This window comes from Desulfovibrio sp. ZJ746 (assembly GCF_011039155.1).
Classification (GTDB): Bacteria; Desulfobacterota; Desulfovibrionia; order Desulfovibrionales; family Desulfovibrionaceae; genus Desulfovibrio.
On the sequence record NZ_JAAKEK010000008.1, the window covers coordinates 65,483 to 82,290 of the forward strand.

At 68.5% G+C, this 16,808-nt stretch carries 15 protein-coding genes; 10 read left to right on the forward strand and 5 right to left on the reverse strand.

Going from position 1 to position 16,808, the window contains the following annotated elements:
* The first annotated feature begins 21 nt into the window (after positions 1-21).
* The 3 genes from G7Y54_RS11505 (at position 22) to tgt (ending at position 2,762) form a co-directional block, all read left to right on the forward strand.
* On the forward strand, positions 22-651 hold the full coding sequence (locus tag G7Y54_RS11505; protein ID WP_165079489.1) for an MBL fold metallo-hydrolase: 630 nt from the start codon (positions 22-24) through the stop codon (positions 649-651).
* A 2-nt stretch (positions 652-653) separates the two neighbouring features.
* Complete coding sequence (locus G7Y54_RS11510) at positions 654-1,529, forward strand: hypothetical protein (protein WP_165079490.1); 876 nt, start codon at positions 654-656, stop codon at positions 1,527-1,529.
* 90 nt (positions 1,530-1,619) lie between these two features.
* On the forward strand, positions 1,620-2,762 hold the full coding sequence (tgt, locus tag G7Y54_RS11515; RefSeq protein WP_165079491.1) for a tRNA guanosine(34) transglycosylase Tgt: 1,143 nt from the start codon (positions 1,620-1,622) through the stop codon (positions 2,760-2,762).
* Positions 2,763-2,765: 3 nt separating this feature from the next.
* Here tgt and G7Y54_RS11520 read toward each other — a convergent pair whose 3' ends face one another.
* Genes G7Y54_RS11520 through mgtE form a run of 4 tightly spaced genes read right to left on the reverse strand, consistent with a single transcriptional unit; the run spans position 2,766 to position 7,596 of the window.
* Positions 2,766-3,266 carry a VUT family protein gene (locus G7Y54_RS11520; RefSeq protein WP_165079492.1) on the reverse strand — a complete coding sequence of 167 codons (501 nt, stop codon included), beginning with the start codon at positions 3,264-3,266 and terminating at the stop codon, positions 2,766-2,768.
* 43 nt (positions 3,267-3,309) lie between these two features.
* Positions 3,310-5,103, reverse strand: coding sequence for an ATP-binding cassette domain-containing protein (locus tag G7Y54_RS11525; protein ID WP_165079493.1), 1,794 nt, complete (start codon positions 5,101-5,103; stop codon positions 3,310-3,312).
* Complete coding sequence (hlyD, locus tag G7Y54_RS11530; RefSeq protein WP_165079494.1) at positions 5,100-6,104, reverse strand: secretion protein HlyD; 1,005 nt, start codon at positions 6,102-6,104, stop codon at positions 5,100-5,102. Before hlyD ends, G7Y54_RS11525 begins: the two co-directional genes overlap by 4 nt.
* Before the next feature lie 37 nt (positions 6,105-6,141).
* On the reverse strand, positions 6,142-7,596 hold the full coding sequence (gene mgtE, locus G7Y54_RS11535; protein ID WP_206214957.1) for a magnesium transporter: 1,455 nt from the start codon (positions 7,594-7,596) through the stop codon (positions 6,142-6,144).
* A gap of 241 nt (positions 7,597-7,837) precedes the next feature.
* On the opposite strand from mgtE, the gene G7Y54_RS11540 reads away from it, so the two are divergent.
* The 7 genes from G7Y54_RS11540 (at position 7,838) to hypE (ending at position 15,944) form a co-directional block, all read left to right on the forward strand.
* Positions 7,838-9,439, forward strand: a complete 1,602-nt coding sequence (locus G7Y54_RS11540) for a hypothetical protein (RefSeq protein ID WP_165079495.1) — start codon at positions 7,838-7,840, stop codon at positions 9,437-9,439.
* A gap of 1 nt (position 9,440) precedes the next feature.
* On the forward strand, positions 9,441-10,619 hold the full coding sequence (locus G7Y54_RS11545) for a class I SAM-dependent rRNA methyltransferase (RefSeq protein ID WP_165079496.1): 1,179 nt from the start codon (positions 9,441-9,443) through the stop codon (positions 10,617-10,619).
* 22 nt (positions 10,620-10,641) lie between these two features.
* Positions 10,642-11,832: an alanine--glyoxylate aminotransferase family protein gene (locus G7Y54_RS11550; RefSeq protein ID WP_165079497.1), complete on the forward strand. Its 1,191-nt coding sequence runs from the start codon at positions 10,642-10,644 to the stop codon at positions 11,830-11,832.
* 88 nt (positions 11,833-11,920) lie between these two features.
* A complete protein-coding gene (locus G7Y54_RS11555; protein ID WP_165079498.1) occupies positions 11,921-12,289 on the forward strand; it encodes a DUF1844 domain-containing protein in 369 nt (122 codons plus the stop codon).
* A gap of 440 nt (positions 12,290-12,729) precedes the next feature.
* Entirely contained in the window at positions 12,730-13,785 is a 1,056-nt protein-coding gene (argC, locus tag G7Y54_RS11560) for an N-acetyl-gamma-glutamyl-phosphate reductase (protein WP_165079499.1), read from the forward strand.
* A gap of 3 nt (positions 13,786-13,788) precedes the next feature.
* Positions 13,789-14,907 (forward strand): hydrogenase formation protein HypD, encoded by a 1,119-nt coding sequence (gene hypD / locus G7Y54_RS11565; RefSeq protein ID WP_165079500.1) that lies wholly within the window; start codon positions 13,789-13,791, stop codon positions 14,905-14,907.
* A 29-nt stretch (positions 14,908-14,936) separates the two neighbouring features.
* Complete coding sequence (gene hypE, locus G7Y54_RS11570; protein ID WP_165079501.1) at positions 14,937-15,944, forward strand: hydrogenase expression/formation protein HypE; 1,008 nt, start codon at positions 14,937-14,939, stop codon at positions 15,942-15,944.
* Between the two features lie 35 nt (positions 15,945-15,979).
* On the opposite strand, the gene G7Y54_RS11575 is transcribed toward hypE, so the two are convergent.
* The gene (locus G7Y54_RS11575; protein WP_165079502.1) at positions 15,980-16,615 is read right to left on the reverse strand and encodes a hypothetical protein; all 636 of its coding nucleotides are present in this window, start codon (positions 16,613-16,615) and stop codon (positions 15,980-15,982) included.
* Between the last annotated feature and the right edge of the window lie 193 nt (positions 16,616-16,808).

Consider the following 16,808-nt stretch of genomic DNA (forward strand, 5'->3'; position numbering starts at 1 on the left):
CCATTGCCGCAGGAGCGAGCCATGATCCAGCGTGTGGAAGTCAAGGATGTTTTCGCGGAAAACGCCTATTTCTTCATTGACCCGGCAACGCGCCAGGGCTTTCTCATCGACCCCGGCGCCGAGCCCGAGCGCCTTTTCCAGATCATCGAGCAGAACGGCCTCGACATCCAGGCCATCCTGCTGACCCACGGGCATTTCGACCACACGGGCGCCATCCCCTTCCTCCATGAGCGGCTGGGCGTGCCCTACTACATCTCGCCCCCCGGCGAGGCCTACCTCACCGACCCGGCGCTCAACCTGAGCCAGGAATGCGGGCGCTGGTCCGTGCTCACCGAGGCGAAATTCTTCAAGCCCGGGGACTTCATCTCCCTGCCGGCGAACCCGCGCTTCGGGCTCGAAGTCATCGCCACGCCCGGGCACACGCCGGATTCCGTCACCTTTTACAGCGCGGCGGAAAACGCGGCCTTCGTGGGCGACACCATCTTCAGGGGCGGCCCCGGCATCACGCGCTTCCCGGGCGGCAACGAGCGCGACCTGTACGCGAGCATCATGGACCGCATTCTCACCCTCCCGGACGCGACCGTCCTCTATTCGGGCCACACCGCGCCCACCAGCGTGGGCGAGGAAAAACCCGCGTATATGGGGGCCTGACCATGCCGGATGCCCTCAACGCGCCCCGCGCTCTCGACCTTGAGGAAGTGGCTTCCTGGAAGGTGAACTGCCCGGACGCCGGCGAGCAGAAAATCGCGCTCAAGGCCGGTTCGGCCGGCTTCAACTGGTCAGCGCAAGATGTGGAGAACTTCTGGGAGGCCGTGGTCAGCGGCCGCCCGCTCGGCAGCTTCACGCTCCGGCGCGGGGATGGCCTCCCCGTGCTGGAGGACGGCGAGCAGCGCGCCACCGCCGTGGCCCTCGGTTTTTATGACCCGTGGGAGAAAAATGCCGACGCCTGGGAGGGCCTGCAAAAGGAAGGCATGCGCCGCTTCTCGCCGCAGCCCGAAGGCCCGCGCGGCATCCTCTGGATAGACCTCGCAAAGCCGGCCCAGGGGGGCGTCTCCTACGTGTTCCGGCTGGTCACCCATGACGAGCCCTGGGGCTTTTTGCGCAACCGAAAGGGCCATTTGCCCGCGCACGGCGCGCGCCTCGCGTGGGAGAACTTCATCCGCGTCATCCGCTGCCAGAAGGAGATCCCGGCCAACGAATCCCTGCCGGCATGGGCCAGCGGCGATACCCTCCCGCTCGCCTGGGCCTGGCCGTGGGACGCGAAAACCCCCATGCCCTTCAGCCTGCTCTGCGAGCTCGCCGGCATCGCCACGCCCGAGTGGGAAGAATTTTTGCTGTTCAGCATAGAAAACAATCCCATGTGGCAGCTCGACTGCCCCATGCCCACGGCCACGACACGCTGCTGGAAGGAAAAGATCTGCCAGATCCTGAAACACCGAGAGGGAGAGGACTACGAGCGCCTCTCCGCGCTCGTGAAGCTGCTCCCCGGGGCGCTCAGGGCGCGCATCCCCGTGGTGGAGGCACAGTGAGCGGGACGCGCCGCAAGATGTAATGGGGCACGCGGGCGCCCGGCAACGCGGCGCTTGCGCGCGGGCGCGCTTGCGGCTAGTCTCGCGCCCATGTCCCACCCTGCCTTTACGCTCGAACACGAGGACGGCGCGGCCCGTGCCGGCAGGCTAGCCACGGCGCACGGCGTCATCCCCACGCCCATCTTCATGCCCGTGGGCACCGTGGGCTCGGTCAAGGCGCTGGCGCCGGACGACCTTGAGGCCATCGGCGCGCCCATCATCCTCGGCAATACCTACCACCTCTACCTGCGCCCGGGCGACGAGCGCATCGCCCGGCTGGGCGGGCTGCACCGCTTCGCCTCCTGGCCCGGGGCCATCCTGACGGACAGCGGCGGCTTCCAGATCTTCAGCCTGAGCGGCTTGCGCAAGCTTGGCGAGGAGGGGGTGGAATTCCGCTCGCACCTCGACGGCTCGCGCCACCTGTTCACCCCGGAATCAGTGGTCAAGATCCAGCGCAATCTCCATTCCGACATCATGATGGCCCTTGACGAATGCGTGCCCTACGGCGCCGACCACGCCTATACCGAGCGCTCCGTGGGCCTCACCACGCGCTGGGCGGCGCGGGCGCGCGCGGCGTGGCCCGCGGGCTCGGGGCCGAACCTGCTTTTCGGCATCGTGCAGGGGGGCTTTTTTGAGGACCTGCGCCGGCGCTCGGCGGAGGAACTGCGCGCGCTCGACTTTGACGGCTACGCCATCGGCGGCCTTTCCGTGGGCGAGAGCAAGGCCGAGCTGCACGCCATGCTGCGCATGACGGCGCCGCTGCTGCCCGAAGGCAAGGCCCGCTACCTCATGGGCGTGGGCACGCCGCTCGACATCGTGCTCGGCATCCTGGCCGGGGTGGACATGTTCGACTGTGTTTTGCCCACGCGCAACGCGCGCAACGGCACGCTCTACACGTCCGAGGGCAAGATCAACATCAAGAGGCGGGAATATGCGGAAGACCAAGGCCCGCTCGACCCGGCATGCGGCTGCTACACCTGCCGCACCTTCTCGCGCGCCTATCTGCGGCACCTTTTCGTGAGCAAGGAGCTTCTGTCCTTCCGGCTCAACTCCCTGCACAACCTGACCTATTTTCTGGGCCTCGTGCGCGGGGCCCGCGCGGCCATCCTGGAAGACCGCTTTGCGGCCTTTGCGGCCGGCATCGCCGCGCGCTATCCCGACGAGGCGGCCAAAGCGGGAATTCCTGGCTTCTGATGCCTACGCCGGCGCTGCGCCCGGCATGGCCTCGCGCCGCTCGCGGCGGCGCACCAGGAAAAAGACCACAAAGGCGCCGGCCAGCTTGGACAGGCTCATGGCGACGATGCCCTCGGCCGAGGCGATGCCGATGAGCAGCAGGAAGACGAGGCTGTCCAAGGGCGCGCCCAGAAGGCTCGAAAGCAGGATGCGCTGCGAAAAGGGCTTGCGGGTGAAGGTGAAAAGCCCCCAGTCGCCGAGCTCGCCCACGGCAAAGGCCGCGGCGCTGGCCAGCGCGAGCTCCGGCGAGGCCATCCACCAGCTCACGGCGCAGCCCACGAGCATGGCCCAGAGGATATGGTGCCCGACGCGGCGCTGGGCGAAATCCCGCACCACGAAGACGAAGCCCACGATGAGCGAGGCCGGGGACCACAGCTCGCCGTTGGGCAGTTCCAGAAGCGGCGTGACCACGAAGAGCCAGTTGACGCCGACGATGAGCGCCATATAGGTGAAGAGCGAAGGCATGGCGGCACACTAGGCCACGCGGCCGGCTCCGTCAAGCGAGGGGCTAGACCGGGTGCTCCCGGTCATAGCGCTCGATATGGGCGATGAAGGCGTCCTCCAGCGTGGGGTCGCTTATGCCCGTGACCTGCGCCTTGAGCTCGTCCGGCGTGCCCACGCTGATGATGGAGCCGCGGTAGATGAGGGCGATGCGGTCGCAGTATTCGGCCTCTTCCATGAAGTGCGTGGTCACGAGCACGGCCGCGCCCGCCGCGGTGAGAGCCGAGATATGCTTCCAGAAATCGCGCCGCGTGCGCACGTCCACCCCGGAGGTGGGTTCGTCCAGAAAGAGCACCGGCGGCTCGTGGAGCGTGGCGCAGAGCAGCGCCAGCCGCTTCTTGAGTCCCAGCGGCAGGGTGCCCGTGCGGGCCTTGAGCCACGGCGTGAGGTCCAGCGCGTCGGCGAGCCTCGGCAGGAGCGCGTCGCGCCGCCCGGGGGAGAGCCCGTACAGGTCCGCGAAAATGGCGATGTTCTCCCGGGCCGTGATGTCGGGATAGAGAGAAAAGTTCTGCGCCATGTAGCCGAGACGCTCGCGCGCGGCGCTGCCGGAGCGCAACAGGTCCACCCCGGCCACGGCGCAGTCGCCCGAGGTGGGCCGAAGGAGCCCGCAGAGCATCCTGAAGGTGGTGGACTTGCCCGCGCCGTTGGGCCCGAGCAGCCCGAAAATCTCGCCGGCGCCCACCGTGAAGCTGATGTCGCGGGCGGCCACGAAGTCGCCGAACTTGCGGGTGAGGCGGTTGGCCACAATGCGCGGGCCGGAAGGCGGGGAAGCCGCCCCGGCCGCTCCCCCCGCAGCCCCCGGGAGCTTCCCGAACGGCGACGGCCGCTTGTCGATGCCGCCCACGGCGCCCATATAGGCGTCTTCAAGACGCGGCGCCACGGGCTCGCCACCTTTGGCGAGCACTTCTTCCTTAAGGCCCGGGGGCGCGTCCGCGGCGAGCACCACGCGCAGGGAGCTCCCCTGGATGAGCACGTCGATGACGCCAGGCTTCATGGTCCAGTAGGCGAGCTCCTCCCGGTGCGCGTTGCCGGCATCGGCGCCCCGCGTCCTGTCCCTGATAAGGAAGACGCGGCCGGAGGCTCTGCGGGTAAGCTCCTGCGGGGGCCCGGCGAAGAGCGTGGCGCCGTTGTCCAGCATGACCACGCCGGGGCAGCGCGCGGCCTCGTCAAGGTAGGAGGTGGACCAGAGCACGGTCATGCCGCCCTTGGAGAGCTCCTGCACCATGCTCCAGAGCTCGCGGCGCGATTGCGGGTCAACGCCCACGCCCGGCTCGTCGAGAAGGAGCAGGCGCGGCGCGCCCAAAAGCGCGCAGGCGATGCCGAGTTTCTGCTTCATGCCGCCGGAGAGCCGGCCGGCCAGCCGTTCCGTGAAGGGCGCAAGCGCCGTGAAGGCGAGCAGCCGCCGGAAAAGCCCCTCGCGCGCCGCCCCCTCCACGCCGCGCAGGCTGGCGTAGAGCTCAAGGTTCGCCATGACGGTGAGGTCTTCGTAGAGGCCGAAGCGCTGCGGCATGTAGCCTACGCTGTTGGGCGCGCGCCTCAAGAGCTCGTCCACGGGGAGCCCGAAGATGCGCACGCTCCCCCCCGTGGGCAGCATGAGCCCGGCGAGCAGGCGCATGAGCGTGGTCTTGCCCGAGGCGTCCGGGCCGACGAGGCCGGTGATGCGCCCGGCCGGGATGCTCGCCGTGACGCCCCTGAGGGCGGCCTTGCGCTGCTTCCCGCTGCCGAAGTCCATGCGCACGCCCTCGAGCACGATAGCGGCGTTCTCCGAGGCTTGCGCGGGCGCCGGCTGCTCCGTCGTCATGGGGCGGGCGTGTCCACAAAGATGGTCACGGGCATGCCCTGGCGCATGACATTTTCCGGGTCTTCGGCCCGCACGCGCAGCCGGTAGACAAGGGCGGTGCGCACCTCGCGCGTCTCCACCGTCTTGGGCGTGAATTCCGCCGTGGGCGAGATGAAGCCCACCGTGCCCGGAAAGGTCTTGCCCGGCGCCGCGTCCACGGCCACGCGCACGGGCATGCCGGGCTTGATTTTGCCAAGGTTCGGCTCGTCCACATAGGCGCGCAGCCAGACCGGCTCGGTGAGGGTGAGCGTATACACGGTCTGCCCCGGCTGCACGATGGCCCCGGCCTCGCGCGCCCGGGTGAGGATGACGCCCTTTTGCGGCGCGTGGAGCACCCCGTCGGCAAGGTCTATCTCCGCGCGGCGCAATGCCGCCTCGGCCGCGGCCACGGCGGCGCGCTGGGCGAGCACGTCCTCCTCCCTGTAGCCGGAGAGGAGCATGTCGAGCTGGTCCTCATTGGAACGCAGGCGGGCCGCGGCCTCGCGGTCGGCCGCGCGGGCGTTGTCCAGCTCCTTTTGCGAGATGGCGTTGCTCTGCCGCATGGCGGTGACGCGGTGAAGGTTGATGGCCGCGTTTTCGGCCACGGCCCTGGCCGCCGCCACCTGCGCCCGCGCCTGGGCGACCTCCTCCGCGCGGTAGCCGCGCTCGAGCCTCGCAAGGTCGGCCTTCTGGCCGGCGAGGCGGGCGGCCGCCTGGTCGCGCTGCTGGCGCAAGATGTCCGCATCCAGCCGGGCCAGCGGCTGGCCCTCGGCCACGGTGTCGCCCTCGTCCACGAGCACGGCCTCGATGCGCCCGCCCACGCGGAAGCCGAGGTCCACCTGACGGATGTCCACATTGCCGAAGAGGACGAGGCCCGGCTGCTTTCGCCCCTCATAGAGTTTCCAGCCGGCCACGGCCGCGCCCGCGCAGGCGAGCACGAGCGCGGCGAGGATGAGGGCCCTTGTTTTGCGGGAAAGCGCCATGGGCAATTCCTTAAAAAGATGGTCGCCGCGGGCGCCCTCAGAACAAGATGAGGCTCGCGAGCCCCAGGAAGATGAAGAAGCCCGCGCCGTCGGTAAGCATGGTCAAAAAGATGCTCGAGGCCTGCGCCGGGTCGCGGCCGAGCGCGCGGAAGATGAGCGGGATGGAGCCGCCGGCCACGGCCCCGAGAAACATGTCGCAGAGGATGGCCCCGCCCATGACCCCGCCGACCATCAGGTTGCCCGTGAACCACCATGCGCCGAGAAAGGAGGCCAGGGCCATGAAGAGCCCGGTGGCGAGGCCGATCTTGCCCTCGCGCAAGACCGCCTTCCACGCCTTTCTGTGGTCGAAGCGGTCGGTGGCGAGCTGGCGGATCATGACGGCCAGCGCCTGCTGGCCCGTGTTGCCGGCCTGGTTGGCCACCATGGGCATGAGCACGGCGAGCACGGCCATCTGGGCGATGGTGCCCTCGAACATGTAGACCACGGACGCCGACAGCGCGGAATTGAGCATGTTCACCGCGAGCCAGGGCAGGCGCTTGCGCACGCTCTCGAGCCACGGGGTATCCACGCTCTCCTCCGGGTCGGCGCCCACCATGCCGAGCATGTCGGCGCTGGCCTCGTCGTGGATGATGTCCATGATGTCGTCATAGGTGACGACGCCCATGATGTGGCCCTCGTAGTCCACCACGGGCATGGCGAGATAATTGTAGTGCGAGAGCAGGTTCGCCACCTCGCCCTTGTCCGTGTCGTAGGTGACGCTGACCACGTTCTGGCCCGAAACCGCGTCGCCCACCACGGTGCCGGGCCGCGCCAGCATGAGGTCGCGCAGGGAGAGCACGCCCACGAGCGTGTCGTGGTCGTCCACCACATAGCCGTAATAGGGACTCTCCTTGTCCGCGTACATCTCGCGCCGGATATGCGCGATGGCCTCGTCCACGGTGAGGTCATGCTCGAGCAGGATGATCTCCGTGTTCATGACGCCGGCGGCGGAGTCCGGGTCGAAATTCAGGAGATTGCGGAGCTCTTCGGAATCTTCACGGGTGAGCCGTTCGAGGAGGACATCGCGGTGCTCCTCGTCGAGCTCGTCGAGCACGTCCGCGGCGTCGTCGGGCGCCATCTCGGCGATGATCTGTGCGGCCACGTCCGCGTCGAGATTCTCAAGCACGTCCACGGCCGCGTTGCCCTCGAGCTCGGCCAAGGCCTCGGCCGCGTCCTCGGTGGACATGTGCCTGAGCGCGCAGACGCGCTTTTCGAGGCTGAGGTTTTCGAGATGGTCGGCGAGGTCGGCTGGGTGGATGAATTCCGCCTCCTCCCCGGCGTCAAGGCAGATGTCGGGCACGCTCAGGCCGCGGGATTCGCCCTTGCCGCCCTTGCCGTGGGCGCCCCCGTCCCCGGGCGCGGCGGCAGCGGGAGCCCCGGTTCCGGCAGGCGCGCCCGGGCCTTCGGGGCTGTCCGCAAGCGGGCGGTGCTGGTCGGCGCCAGAGTCGGTCATGTGGCTCCCTCTTCCTCAACGGGCCTTGCTTGACGCGCGGCGCAGGGCATTTTATGAACAGCCCGGCGCGGTTGCCGGGGCCCGTTTACCGCTCCACAGGTCGCAGGCTCCGCAAGCGGCTTGCGCCGCCACCGGCGTAAACGCCGCTTTTACCATGCGCCCCGCCACGGGACAAGCCCCCCTGCGCGCCCAAGGCCCGCCAAACCTTTCTGCGCACCGGCCGCAGGATGCCGAGGACACCATGAAGAATCTCCCCCGCCGCGCGGCCATCGTCGTCCTCCTGCTCCTGGCGGCCTTCGCCGGCCTCGCCTGCGCGCTCGTTCCGGGCTTCGTGGAGGACGCCGCGCGCCGGCAGCTGGCGGAACTTCCCGCCGGGCTTGCCGCCCAGGGCATCGCGCTCGAGGCGCCGCAAGTGGAAGATGTCCATTTTTCGCTGCCCTCGCGCGAGCTCACGCTGCGCAATATCCGCCTTCAGGGCGCGCTCACAGGCGAGGGCGGCGCAAGCCGGGGCAGCTTCCTCTCCACCGCCGAGGAGCTCAGGCTGCGCCTCACTGTGCGCGGCATGCTTCTCACCACGCCGCTCGCCCGCTTCCTCCTGCCCGCAGGGGAGCCCGGTGCGGAGCTCATCCCCGTTGCCGACAGCCTGGACGCCCGGGAGCTCACCTGCGCGGTGGCCGAGCCCGGCCTTGCCATGAACCTTTCCGCCACGGACGCCACGGCCAATGACGTGGCCGTGGACGGCGCCCTCTTGCGCGTCCTCCTCACAGGCAGCCCCGCCGCCAGTGAGCCTGACGCCCTTGACTGGCTCTATGGCTTCGCCGTGGCGGACTTCCGCATAACAGGCCTCGCCCTCGCCATGGACGCGCCGCAAAGCGGCGAAAGCTTTTCCCTGAGCTGTGCGGAATTCCTCACGCGCGGCCTCGAGCGCCGCCACATGGCCGAACAGGAGGCGCGCGGCATCCGCTGCGAGCTGCCGGACGGGCAGGCCGTCAGCATCGCCTCCCTGCGCGAGGAGGCCATCGCCCTGCCGGAAAAGGCGCTGCTGCGGCCGCTCCTGCAGGAGCTGGCCCGGCCAAAGCTCTCGGAAAAGCGGCTTCAGGAGGCCCTCAAGACCGCCTTTTCCGGCCCGGAGCCGCTGGCCGGCTCCTGCGTCCTCACCGGCCTTGTGCTGCCCATCGCCGGAGCTCCTGAAGGCAGCGACCTCAAGCTCCAGCGCGCGGCCCTCACCTGGCGCGCCACGAAGCCGCTGGACCAGGAGCTCGCCATCGAGGGCTTTTCCATGCCCACGGCGCCGCTCACGCAGGCTGGCGGCTTCGCCTTGCCCGGCCTCTCCACGCTCGCGCTCGACGCCACGCTCGCCGTGCGCGGCACGGGCGCCGGGCCTTCGGGGCCCGAGCAGCACAGCGGCACTATCGCCGCCCGGGAGCTCTGCACCGTGGCCTATGCCTTCACGCTCGACCCGCAGGGCTATGGCGCCGAGCTCGCCGCCCTGCGCGGCACCTATTCCGCCGCCTCGCTGCGCTACACCGATCAGGGGCTTTTGCCGCGGCTCGCGGCGAGCTTCATGCCCTCGGCCGAGGCGGCCATGATGGTCATCAAGGTGGGCCTCGCCCGCTTTTGTTCCGGGCCAGCGCCGGAAAATGCGGCCCTGCGCGCCGCCCTCGAGACCTTTGTGGAGCGGCCGGGCACGCTCGCCCTCACCGCGCGCAAGCCTTTCAACCTGCTGGAAGCCATCGTCACCGTGGGCGAGGGCAATGCCGGGGCGCTCGTGAGCGCCGAGGCCACGCCCGGGCCGCTCACTCTGGGCCAGGCCATGCGCCAGGCCGGGAGCGGGGGCCGCTAGGATGCGCAGCCTTGTGCTTAAAAAGGATGAAGACCGGCGCATCCGCGCGGGGCATCTCTGGGTCTTTTCCAACGAGGTGGACACCAAAAGGACCCCGCTTACGGACTTCGCCCCCGGCGAGGAGGCCACCCTGCTCGACGCGCGCGGCAAGGCGCTCGGCAGCCTTTGCGTCAATCCCGCTTCGCTCATCTGCGGGCGGCTGCACAGCAAGAGGCCCGGCATCCCGCTGGACGAAGGCCTCCTGCGCGAACGCCTCGCCACGGCGCTGGCGGCGCGGGAGCAGTATTTTTCCGAACCGTGGTACCGCCTCTGCCACGGCGAGGGGGATTACCTCCCCGGGCTCGTCATCGACCGCTACGGCGCCCACCTCACGCTCCAGCTCGGCACGGCGGCCATGGAGGCCCGAAGGGATCTCATCGTGCGCGCCCTCGAGGAACTGGTCCACCCCGCCTCCCTGCGCTTTGACAACGACATCCCGGCTCGCGGCCTGGAAGGGCTTTCCCGGCTGCCGGAGAGTTCCGGGCCAGTGCCGGAATTCCTCGAAGTGCCGGAAAACGGCTGCCGCTTCACCGTGGCGGCCGCGCAAGGCCAGAAGACCGGCTGGTTCTATGACCAGCGCGCCAACCGGCGCGAATTCGCGCGCTATGCCAAGGGCGCGGACGTGCTGGACATTTTTTCCTATGTGGGCGGCTTCGGCGTCACGGCGGCGGCCCATGGCGCCCGCTCCGTGACCTTTCTCGACGCCTCGGAGCCGGCGCTCGCGCTTTCCCGCCGCAACATGGCGGCGAACGCTCCGCACGCGGCCGTGGAGACCATCCTCGGCGACGCCTTCCAGCGCCTTGGCGAGCTGGCCGCGGCCGGCCGCCGCTATTCGCTCATAAGCCTCGACCCGCCGGCCTTCATCAAGCGCAGGAAGGACGCGGCCCAGGGCCTCGCCGCCTACCGCAAGATCAACCTTCTGGCCGCAAGACTGCTCGCGCCCGGGGGCGTGCTCGCCACGTCCTCCTGCTCGCACCACCTCGACGGGGCCGAGCTCGGGCGCTCAATAGCGCACGCCTCGGCGAAGCTCGGGCGCCCGGCGCGCCTCCTCTATACGGGCGCCCAGGGGTCCGACCATCCCGTGCATGTGGCCATGCCGGAAACGGCCTATCTCAAATGCCGCATCGTCCGTTTTGACTGAGCGGCACTTCCGCGGAGACACCATGTTCAACAAAACCCGCCTGCTCACCCCCGGCCCCACCCCGCTGCCCGAGCGCGTGCGCCTGGCCCTCGCCCAGGACATGATCCACCACCGCAAGCGTGCGTTCGCCGAAATCATGCGTCGCGTGCAGGAAAAGCTGCGCCTGCTCTTCGGCACCGAGGGCCCGGTGCTGCCGCTCTCCTGCTCGGGCACGGGCGCCATGACCGCGGCCGTGTATTCGCTCTTTGAGCCCGGTGACAAGGTGCTGGTGGTGGAGGGCGGCAAGTTCGGCGAGCGCTGGCGCAACATCGCGGCCTCGCGCGGGCTGGCCGTGGCGAGCCTGCGCGTGCCGTGGGGCGAGGCCGTGCGCCCCGAGGACGTGGCCGCCGCGCTCGACGCCGACCCATCCATCAAGGGCGTGCTCATCCAGGTCTGCGAGACTTCCACGGGCGTGCTGCACCCCGTGCGCCAGGTGGCCGACCTCATGGTGGGCCGCGAGGCCCTGCTGGTGGCGGACGGCATCTCGGCCGTGGGCATCTCGCCCTGCCCCATGGACGACTGGAAGCTCGACTGCCTGCTCACCGGCTCGCAAAAGGGCCTCATGCTGCCGCCGGGGCTCGCCCTGCTGGCGCTCTCGCCGCGCGCCTGGAAAAAGGCCGAGGCCACGCGGCCGGGCTGCTTTTATTTCGACCTTGCGCGCGAGCGCGACAACGTGCTCAAGGGCCAGACGCTCTTCACCACGCCCGTGAACCTCATCGTCGGGCTGGACGCGAGCCTCGACATGCTGCTCGAAAACGGCCTTGAGCTCGTCTACACGAAGCAGTGGGCGCTGACCATGCTCGTGCGCGCGGGCACGGCGGCCATGGGGCTCGCGCCGCTCGCGAAGGAGCATTTCGCCTGGGGCCTCACGAGCGTGTGGCTCCCGGAAGGGGTCAACGGCGGGGACGTGCTGCGCCTCGCCATGGAGGACTGGGGCGTGTGCATGGCCGGCGGCCAGGACCAGCTCAAGGGCCGCATCGTGCGCATCGGCCACATGGGCTGGGTGGACTGGGCCGACGCGCTCGCCGGGCTCTACGCGCTCGACCGCGGCCTCATCGGCATGGGCGGCTATTCCGCGGCGCGCGATTATCTCGAGACGGCCATGAGCGCCTACCGCGCCGCGCTGGAGCTGGGGCCCGGCATCATCCCGGCCCGGGCCGGCATCCGCAGCTAGGCCTTGCCTCGCGCGGGAGAGGCCTTATGTTTTGGGGAGCCGCGGACGAAACCGCGCTCGCGGCAAACCGTCGGCCTACGAGGTTTCCATGACTGACAAGACCAGTTCCCAGGGCGCCGGCAAGGAAGGCTGCGGAGCCTGTTCCGGCGCGTGCGCGGGCCCGAGCCCCATGCCCGAAGTGACCTTTTCCGCGTTCATCATTTCGCTGGCCTCGGCCGCGCTGGTGGGCCTCGGCGAAGTGCCGGACCCGGCCACCGGCCGCGTGACGCGCGACCTCTTGCTCGCGCGGCACAATATCGACGTACTGGAAATGCTGCGCCAGAAGACCGAGGGCGGGCTCAACGCCAAGGAGCGCGCGCTGCTCGACCAGATTCTCTGCGATTTGCACCTCAAGTTCGTCATCAACAGCGACGCCAAGGCGGGCTCAGCCGCGGCGGGCAAGGGCGCGGGCGCCTGACCGGCGCTTGTTCTTTCCCTGAGGCTTTGTTATATTGCCAAGTTGGTGGTGCACCTGTGCTGCACGGGTGACGCCGAAATTATCCGTCAAAAACAGCCTTTTCGGTGCTGGCTGCGTCAGAGAAAAATTTCCTCGGTCGAGTACTTGAGTACACTCCCTTCGGAAATTTTTATCTTCCTTGCCTCAGCCGTTGCGACGAAGGAAGCTACGGATGAAGACAGCAGTTAGTTAGCGCGCTGGTAAGTCAACGCTATCACTGTCGCTATCCGCAAGGCTCGTGGACTCGCCAACGGCTAGCGCGCCAGCACCGAAAAATCTTATTTTTTAGGATTCTTCCGGCACCAGCACCCGTCTTCCGCTGCGCTCCAGACGGAATTATGGAATATTCTGCCAACTGCTTGGTATAACATAACCTTTCCTGATCAAGGGGCGGGAGTGCCATGAAAAGCATCAATGTGGGCCTTGTGGGCATCAGCGGTTATGCGGGCATGGAGCTGGCGCGCCTTCTGACGGCGCATCCGGCCATGCGCCTCACGCTGGCCTGCTCGCGGGCCGAGGCGGGCAGGCGCCTGGGGGATTTTTATCCCTTCCTGCGCCAGCTCCCCGGGGCGGACGTGGTCATCAGCGTGTTCGACGCCGGGGAGGCCGCGAAAACGTGCGACCTCGTGTTCATGGCCGTCCCGGCGGGCACGGCCATGCGCCTCGCGCCGCCCCTGCTCGAGGCCGGCGTCAAGGTGGTGGATTTTTCCGCCGATTTCCGGCTCCATGACGCCCAAGTTTATGAGGAGTGGTACGGCGCGCCCCACACCTGCCGCGAGGTGTTGCCCCGGGCGGTCTACGGCCTGCCCGAGCTCTACGCGGCCGAGATTTCCCGCGCCAAGCTCGTGGCAAACCCGGGCTGCTATCCCACCTCGGTCATCCTCGGCCTGTACGCCGCGCTCAAGAACGGCCTCGTGGAGCCCGGCGGCATCATCGTGGATTCCAAGTCCGGCGCGAGCGGCGCGGGCCGCAAGGCGGCGGTGCCCACGCTTTTCTGCGAAGTGTCGGACAATTTCCGCGCCTACGGCCTCCCCCGGCACCGGCACACGCCGGAAATGGAGCAGGAGGTCTCGCGCGTGGCGGGCGAGGACGTGCGGCTTGAGTTCACGCCGCATCTCGTGCCCATGAACCGCGGCATCCTCTCCACCATCTATACCACTATCAAGAAGCCCGGCCTCACGCTGGAAGAGGCGCACGACGCCTTTTCCCGCACCTGGGAGGCCAGCCCCTGGGTGCGCGTGCTCCCGGCCGGGAGCCTCCCCGAAACGCGCTTTGTGCGCGGCAGCATGTTTTGCGACATCGGGCTCGCCGTGGACGCGCGCACCGGGCGCCTCGTCATCCTTTCGGTCATTGACAACCTGTGCCGCGGCGCGGCCGGACAGGCGCTCGCCAACGCGAACCTCATGTGCGGCCTCCCCGTGGAGACCGGCATGGAACACCTGGCACCCCTCGCGTAAGCTATGGACGAGACGCAGCACGACCCCGGCGCCCGGCTCGAAGCCGCCGTGCAGGACCCGGAGCTCTGCGCCGGCCTCCTCCGCCGGCTCGAAACCGCCCTTGACGACGCCAGCCTGCGCTTCATGGAAGTCTGCGGCACGCATACCGTCTCCATCTTCCAGAGCGGCCTGCGCTCGCTCCTGCCCGGCTCCGTCACCCACCTATCGGGCCCCGGCTGCCCGGTCTGCGTGACGCATGACGCCGAAGTGGCGGCCATGCTCGACCTCGCCGGGCGCGACGGCGTGATCTTCGCCACCTTCGGCGACCTTTTGCGCGTGCCCGGCCCTGGCGGCCGCTCGCTCAAGCACGCCCAGGCGGCCGGCGCGCGCGTGGAAATCGTCTATTCCCCGCTGGACGCGGTGCGCCTCGCCGCCAAGAATCCCGGCGCCACGGTGGTCTTCGCCGGCGTGGGCTTCGAGACCACGGCGCCCACGGTGGCGGCGTCGGTGCTGGCCGCGCGGGCGCAGGGGCTCAAGAACTTCTCCGTGCTCTCCATGCACAAGCTCGTGCCGCCGGCCCTGCGGGCTCTGGCCGCTGACCCGGAATGCAGGGTGGAGGCCTTCCTCCTGCCCGGGCATGTGGCCACCGTGCTCGGGCTTGCGCCCTTCCGCTTCCTCGCGTCGGAACACAAGGTTCCCGCCGCCGTGGGCGGCTTCGCCCCGGCGGACATCCTGCTGGCGCTCTGCGAGATGGCCGAGATGCGGCGTGACGGCGCCCCGGCCGTGGTCAACGCCTATCCCCGCGCGGTGGCCGCTGGCGGAAATGCCCGGGCCCGCGCCCTCATGGACGAGGTGTTCGCGCCCGGGGACGCGCTCTGGCGCGGCCTTGGCCGCATCCCGGAGAGCGGCCTTGGCTTGAGGCCGGAATTTGCCGATTTCGACGCCACGGCGCGCTTCGGCATCGCGCTTGCCGAAACGCCGCCGCTCCCGGGCTGCCGCTGCGGCGCCGTGTTGCGCGGCCGCATCACCCCGCGGGAATGCCCGCTGTTCGGCAAGGCGTGCACGCCGGCCTCGCCCGTGGGGCCCTGCATGGTCTCCACCGAGGGGAGCTGCGCGGCCTATTTCAAGTACGCCGCACATTGACCGCACGGCGCCGCCGACAAGGACTTCACATGGACGACTGTCTTCTTCTGGATGCGGGCAGCGGCGGCCGCGCCTCGCAAAGGCTCGTGAGCCAGTGCTTCTTGCGCCATTTCGCCAACCCGCTCCTCGAGCGGCTGGACGACGCGGCCGAGCTCGCCCCGGAGCGCGGGCCCCTCGCCATGAGCACGGATTCCTACACGGTCACGCCGCTTTTTTTCCCGGGCGGCAGCATCGGCACCCTGGCCGTGCATGGCACGGTCAACGACGTGGCCATGCTCGGCGCGCGGCCGCGCTGGCTCACCTGCGCCTTCATCCTCGAGGAGGGCCTGCCCCTCGAGACGCTGGAGCGCGTGGCCAAGGACATGGGCGACGCGGCGAAGAGCGCCGGCGTCGCCATCGTCACGGGAGACACCAAGGTGGTGCCGCGCGGCGCCTGCGACAAGATCTTCATCAATACTTCCGGCGTGGGCGAGATCTACGCCCATCCCGTGCCCTCGGGGCATGCCGCGCGCCCGGGCGACGCGGTGCTCGTGAGCGGGAGCCTCGGCGATCACGGCCTCACCATCATGGCGAGCCGCGAGGACCTTTCCTTCCTCACGGACGTGCGCTCGGACTCCGCGCCGCTCGCCGACATGGTGCACGCCATCATTACAGCCTGCGGCGAGGTGCACACCCTGCGCGACCCCACGCGCGGCGGCCTCGCCACCACGCTCAACGAGATCGCCGAGCAGTCCGGCGTGGGCATCCAGGTCGACGAGGCGAAGCTCCCCGTCCACGAGGCCGTGCGCGACGGCTGCTCCTTCCTCGGGCTCGACCCGCTCTATCTCGCCAACGAGGGCAAGCTCATCTGCATCCTGCCGGAGGACAAGGCCGACGCGGCGCTGGATGCCATGCGCGCCTCGCCCTACGGCCGCGAAGCCGCGCGCATCGGCACGGTCACGGAAGGCCCGGCCGGGCAGGTCTCCCTGCGCACGCGCATCGGCGGCTCGCGCCTGCTCTCCATGCTCGAGGGCGCGCAACTGCCGCGCATCTGCTGAGGCTGGGACACGCCTGGGGCATTAGCGTCCGCGACTCAACCTGCCGCCACTGGTGAGTCCCCAAAAATGGCATAGAGGACGTCTATGCTATAACCGTAGCCAAGGTCCAATACCGGCATTACGCCCCGCCGCGCGTTGCAGAGCGTCTCTTTGAGCTTTCCCCAGCCCGGGGCGGTCCGATAATCGTTGTTTCCCTTGTGCCGCGGTGCAACCTGCGCGTCGTCACGCCACCACTCGGTCAGCTCTTCTAATCCCCAATTCTGGGTGATGACGATATTGAAGTGATGTGCAAACCCCGCTTCGTCATCGTCCGTCACTTGGTCCGCTCTCCTCATGCCCGGGTAAAAGGTACATCGTTTCATTCGCCCTATGTCCGCAAGGATTGCTTCATAACCGCTCTCCAGATTGCCCTTGGCTTCTACCTTGAGCTGGATACTCTTGTGCGTGAGGCGGGACCGCCTCATGGCCACCAGGTCAAAACGCTCTGTATTTTTTGATCCCTTCGAACTGATGACCGTCTGCCCTTCCCCTGACGGCTTCGGACAAACGCTCTGCTCATTGAATACGGCAAAACCTTCGTTGATGAGTGCCCATGAAAAATAGGTCACAAAGCAGCTCTCAGGGATGTAGGTGATGCTTTGGGACCCGCGCCAAAAGGGAACGTGCTCCAAGCACGCATCCTCGAACCTGCCCATCCCCGCAAGCAATATTCTTTCTATTTCCTCCAAAGGCCTTGGGTCACCTGTCACAGGTACAGGAGTTACCATGCAATACCTCCGTGGTTGAGAATGAATAAAAAAACAGAGAAAGGCCGACTCGCCCGAGCCGAACTTCCCCCGTTAAAAGTGGTAATTGTCGATGGCA

Bases quoted from the DNA above. Each gene is read 5' to 3' on its own strand.
- hypE (WP_165079501.1), top strand. From the start codon at position 14,937: ATGGACGACTGTCTTCTTCTGGATGCGGGCAGCGGCGGCCGCGCCTCG.
- hlyD (WP_165079494.1), bottom strand. From the start codon at position 6,104: ATGGCGCTTTCCCGCAAAACAAGGGCCCTCATCCTCGCCGCGCTCGTG.
- G7Y54_RS11525 (WP_165079493.1), bottom strand. From the start codon at position 5,103: ATGACGACGGAGCAGCCGGCGCCCGCGCAAGCCTCGGAGAACGCCGCT.
- G7Y54_RS11555 (WP_165079498.1), top strand. From the start codon at position 11,921: ATGACTGACAAGACCAGTTCCCAGGGCGCCGGCAAGGAAGGCTGCGGA.
- G7Y54_RS11520 (WP_165079492.1), bottom strand. From the start codon at position 3,266: ATGCCTTCGCTCTTCACCTATATGGCGCTCATCGTCGGCGTCAACTGG.
- hypD (WP_165079500.1), top strand. From the start codon at position 13,789: ATGGACGAGACGCAGCACGACCCCGGCGCCCGGCTCGAAGCCGCCGTG.
- mgtE (WP_206214957.1), bottom strand. From the start codon at position 7,596: ATGACCGACTCTGGCGCCGACCAGCACCGCCCGCTTGCGGACAGCCCC.
- G7Y54_RS11505 (WP_165079489.1), top strand. From the start codon at position 22: ATGATCCAGCGTGTGGAAGTCAAGGATGTTTTCGCGGAAAACGCCTAT.
- tgt (WP_165079491.1), top strand. From the start codon at position 1,620: ATGTCCCACCCTGCCTTTACGCTCGAACACGAGGACGGCGCGGCCCGT.
- G7Y54_RS11545 (WP_165079496.1), top strand. From the start codon at position 9,441: ATGCGCAGCCTTGTGCTTAAAAAGGATGAAGACCGGCGCATCCGCGCG.
- argC (WP_165079499.1), top strand. From the start codon at position 12,730: ATGAAAAGCATCAATGTGGGCCTTGTGGGCATCAGCGGTTATGCGGGC.
- G7Y54_RS11510 (WP_165079490.1), top strand. From the start codon at position 654: ATGCCGGATGCCCTCAACGCGCCCCGCGCTCTCGACCTTGAGGAAGTG.
- G7Y54_RS11540 (WP_165079495.1), top strand. From the start codon at position 7,838: ATGAAGAATCTCCCCCGCCGCGCGGCCATCGTCGTCCTCCTGCTCCTG.
- G7Y54_RS11550 (WP_165079497.1), top strand. From the start codon at position 10,642: ATGTTCAACAAAACCCGCCTGCTCACCCCCGGCCCCACCCCGCTGCCC.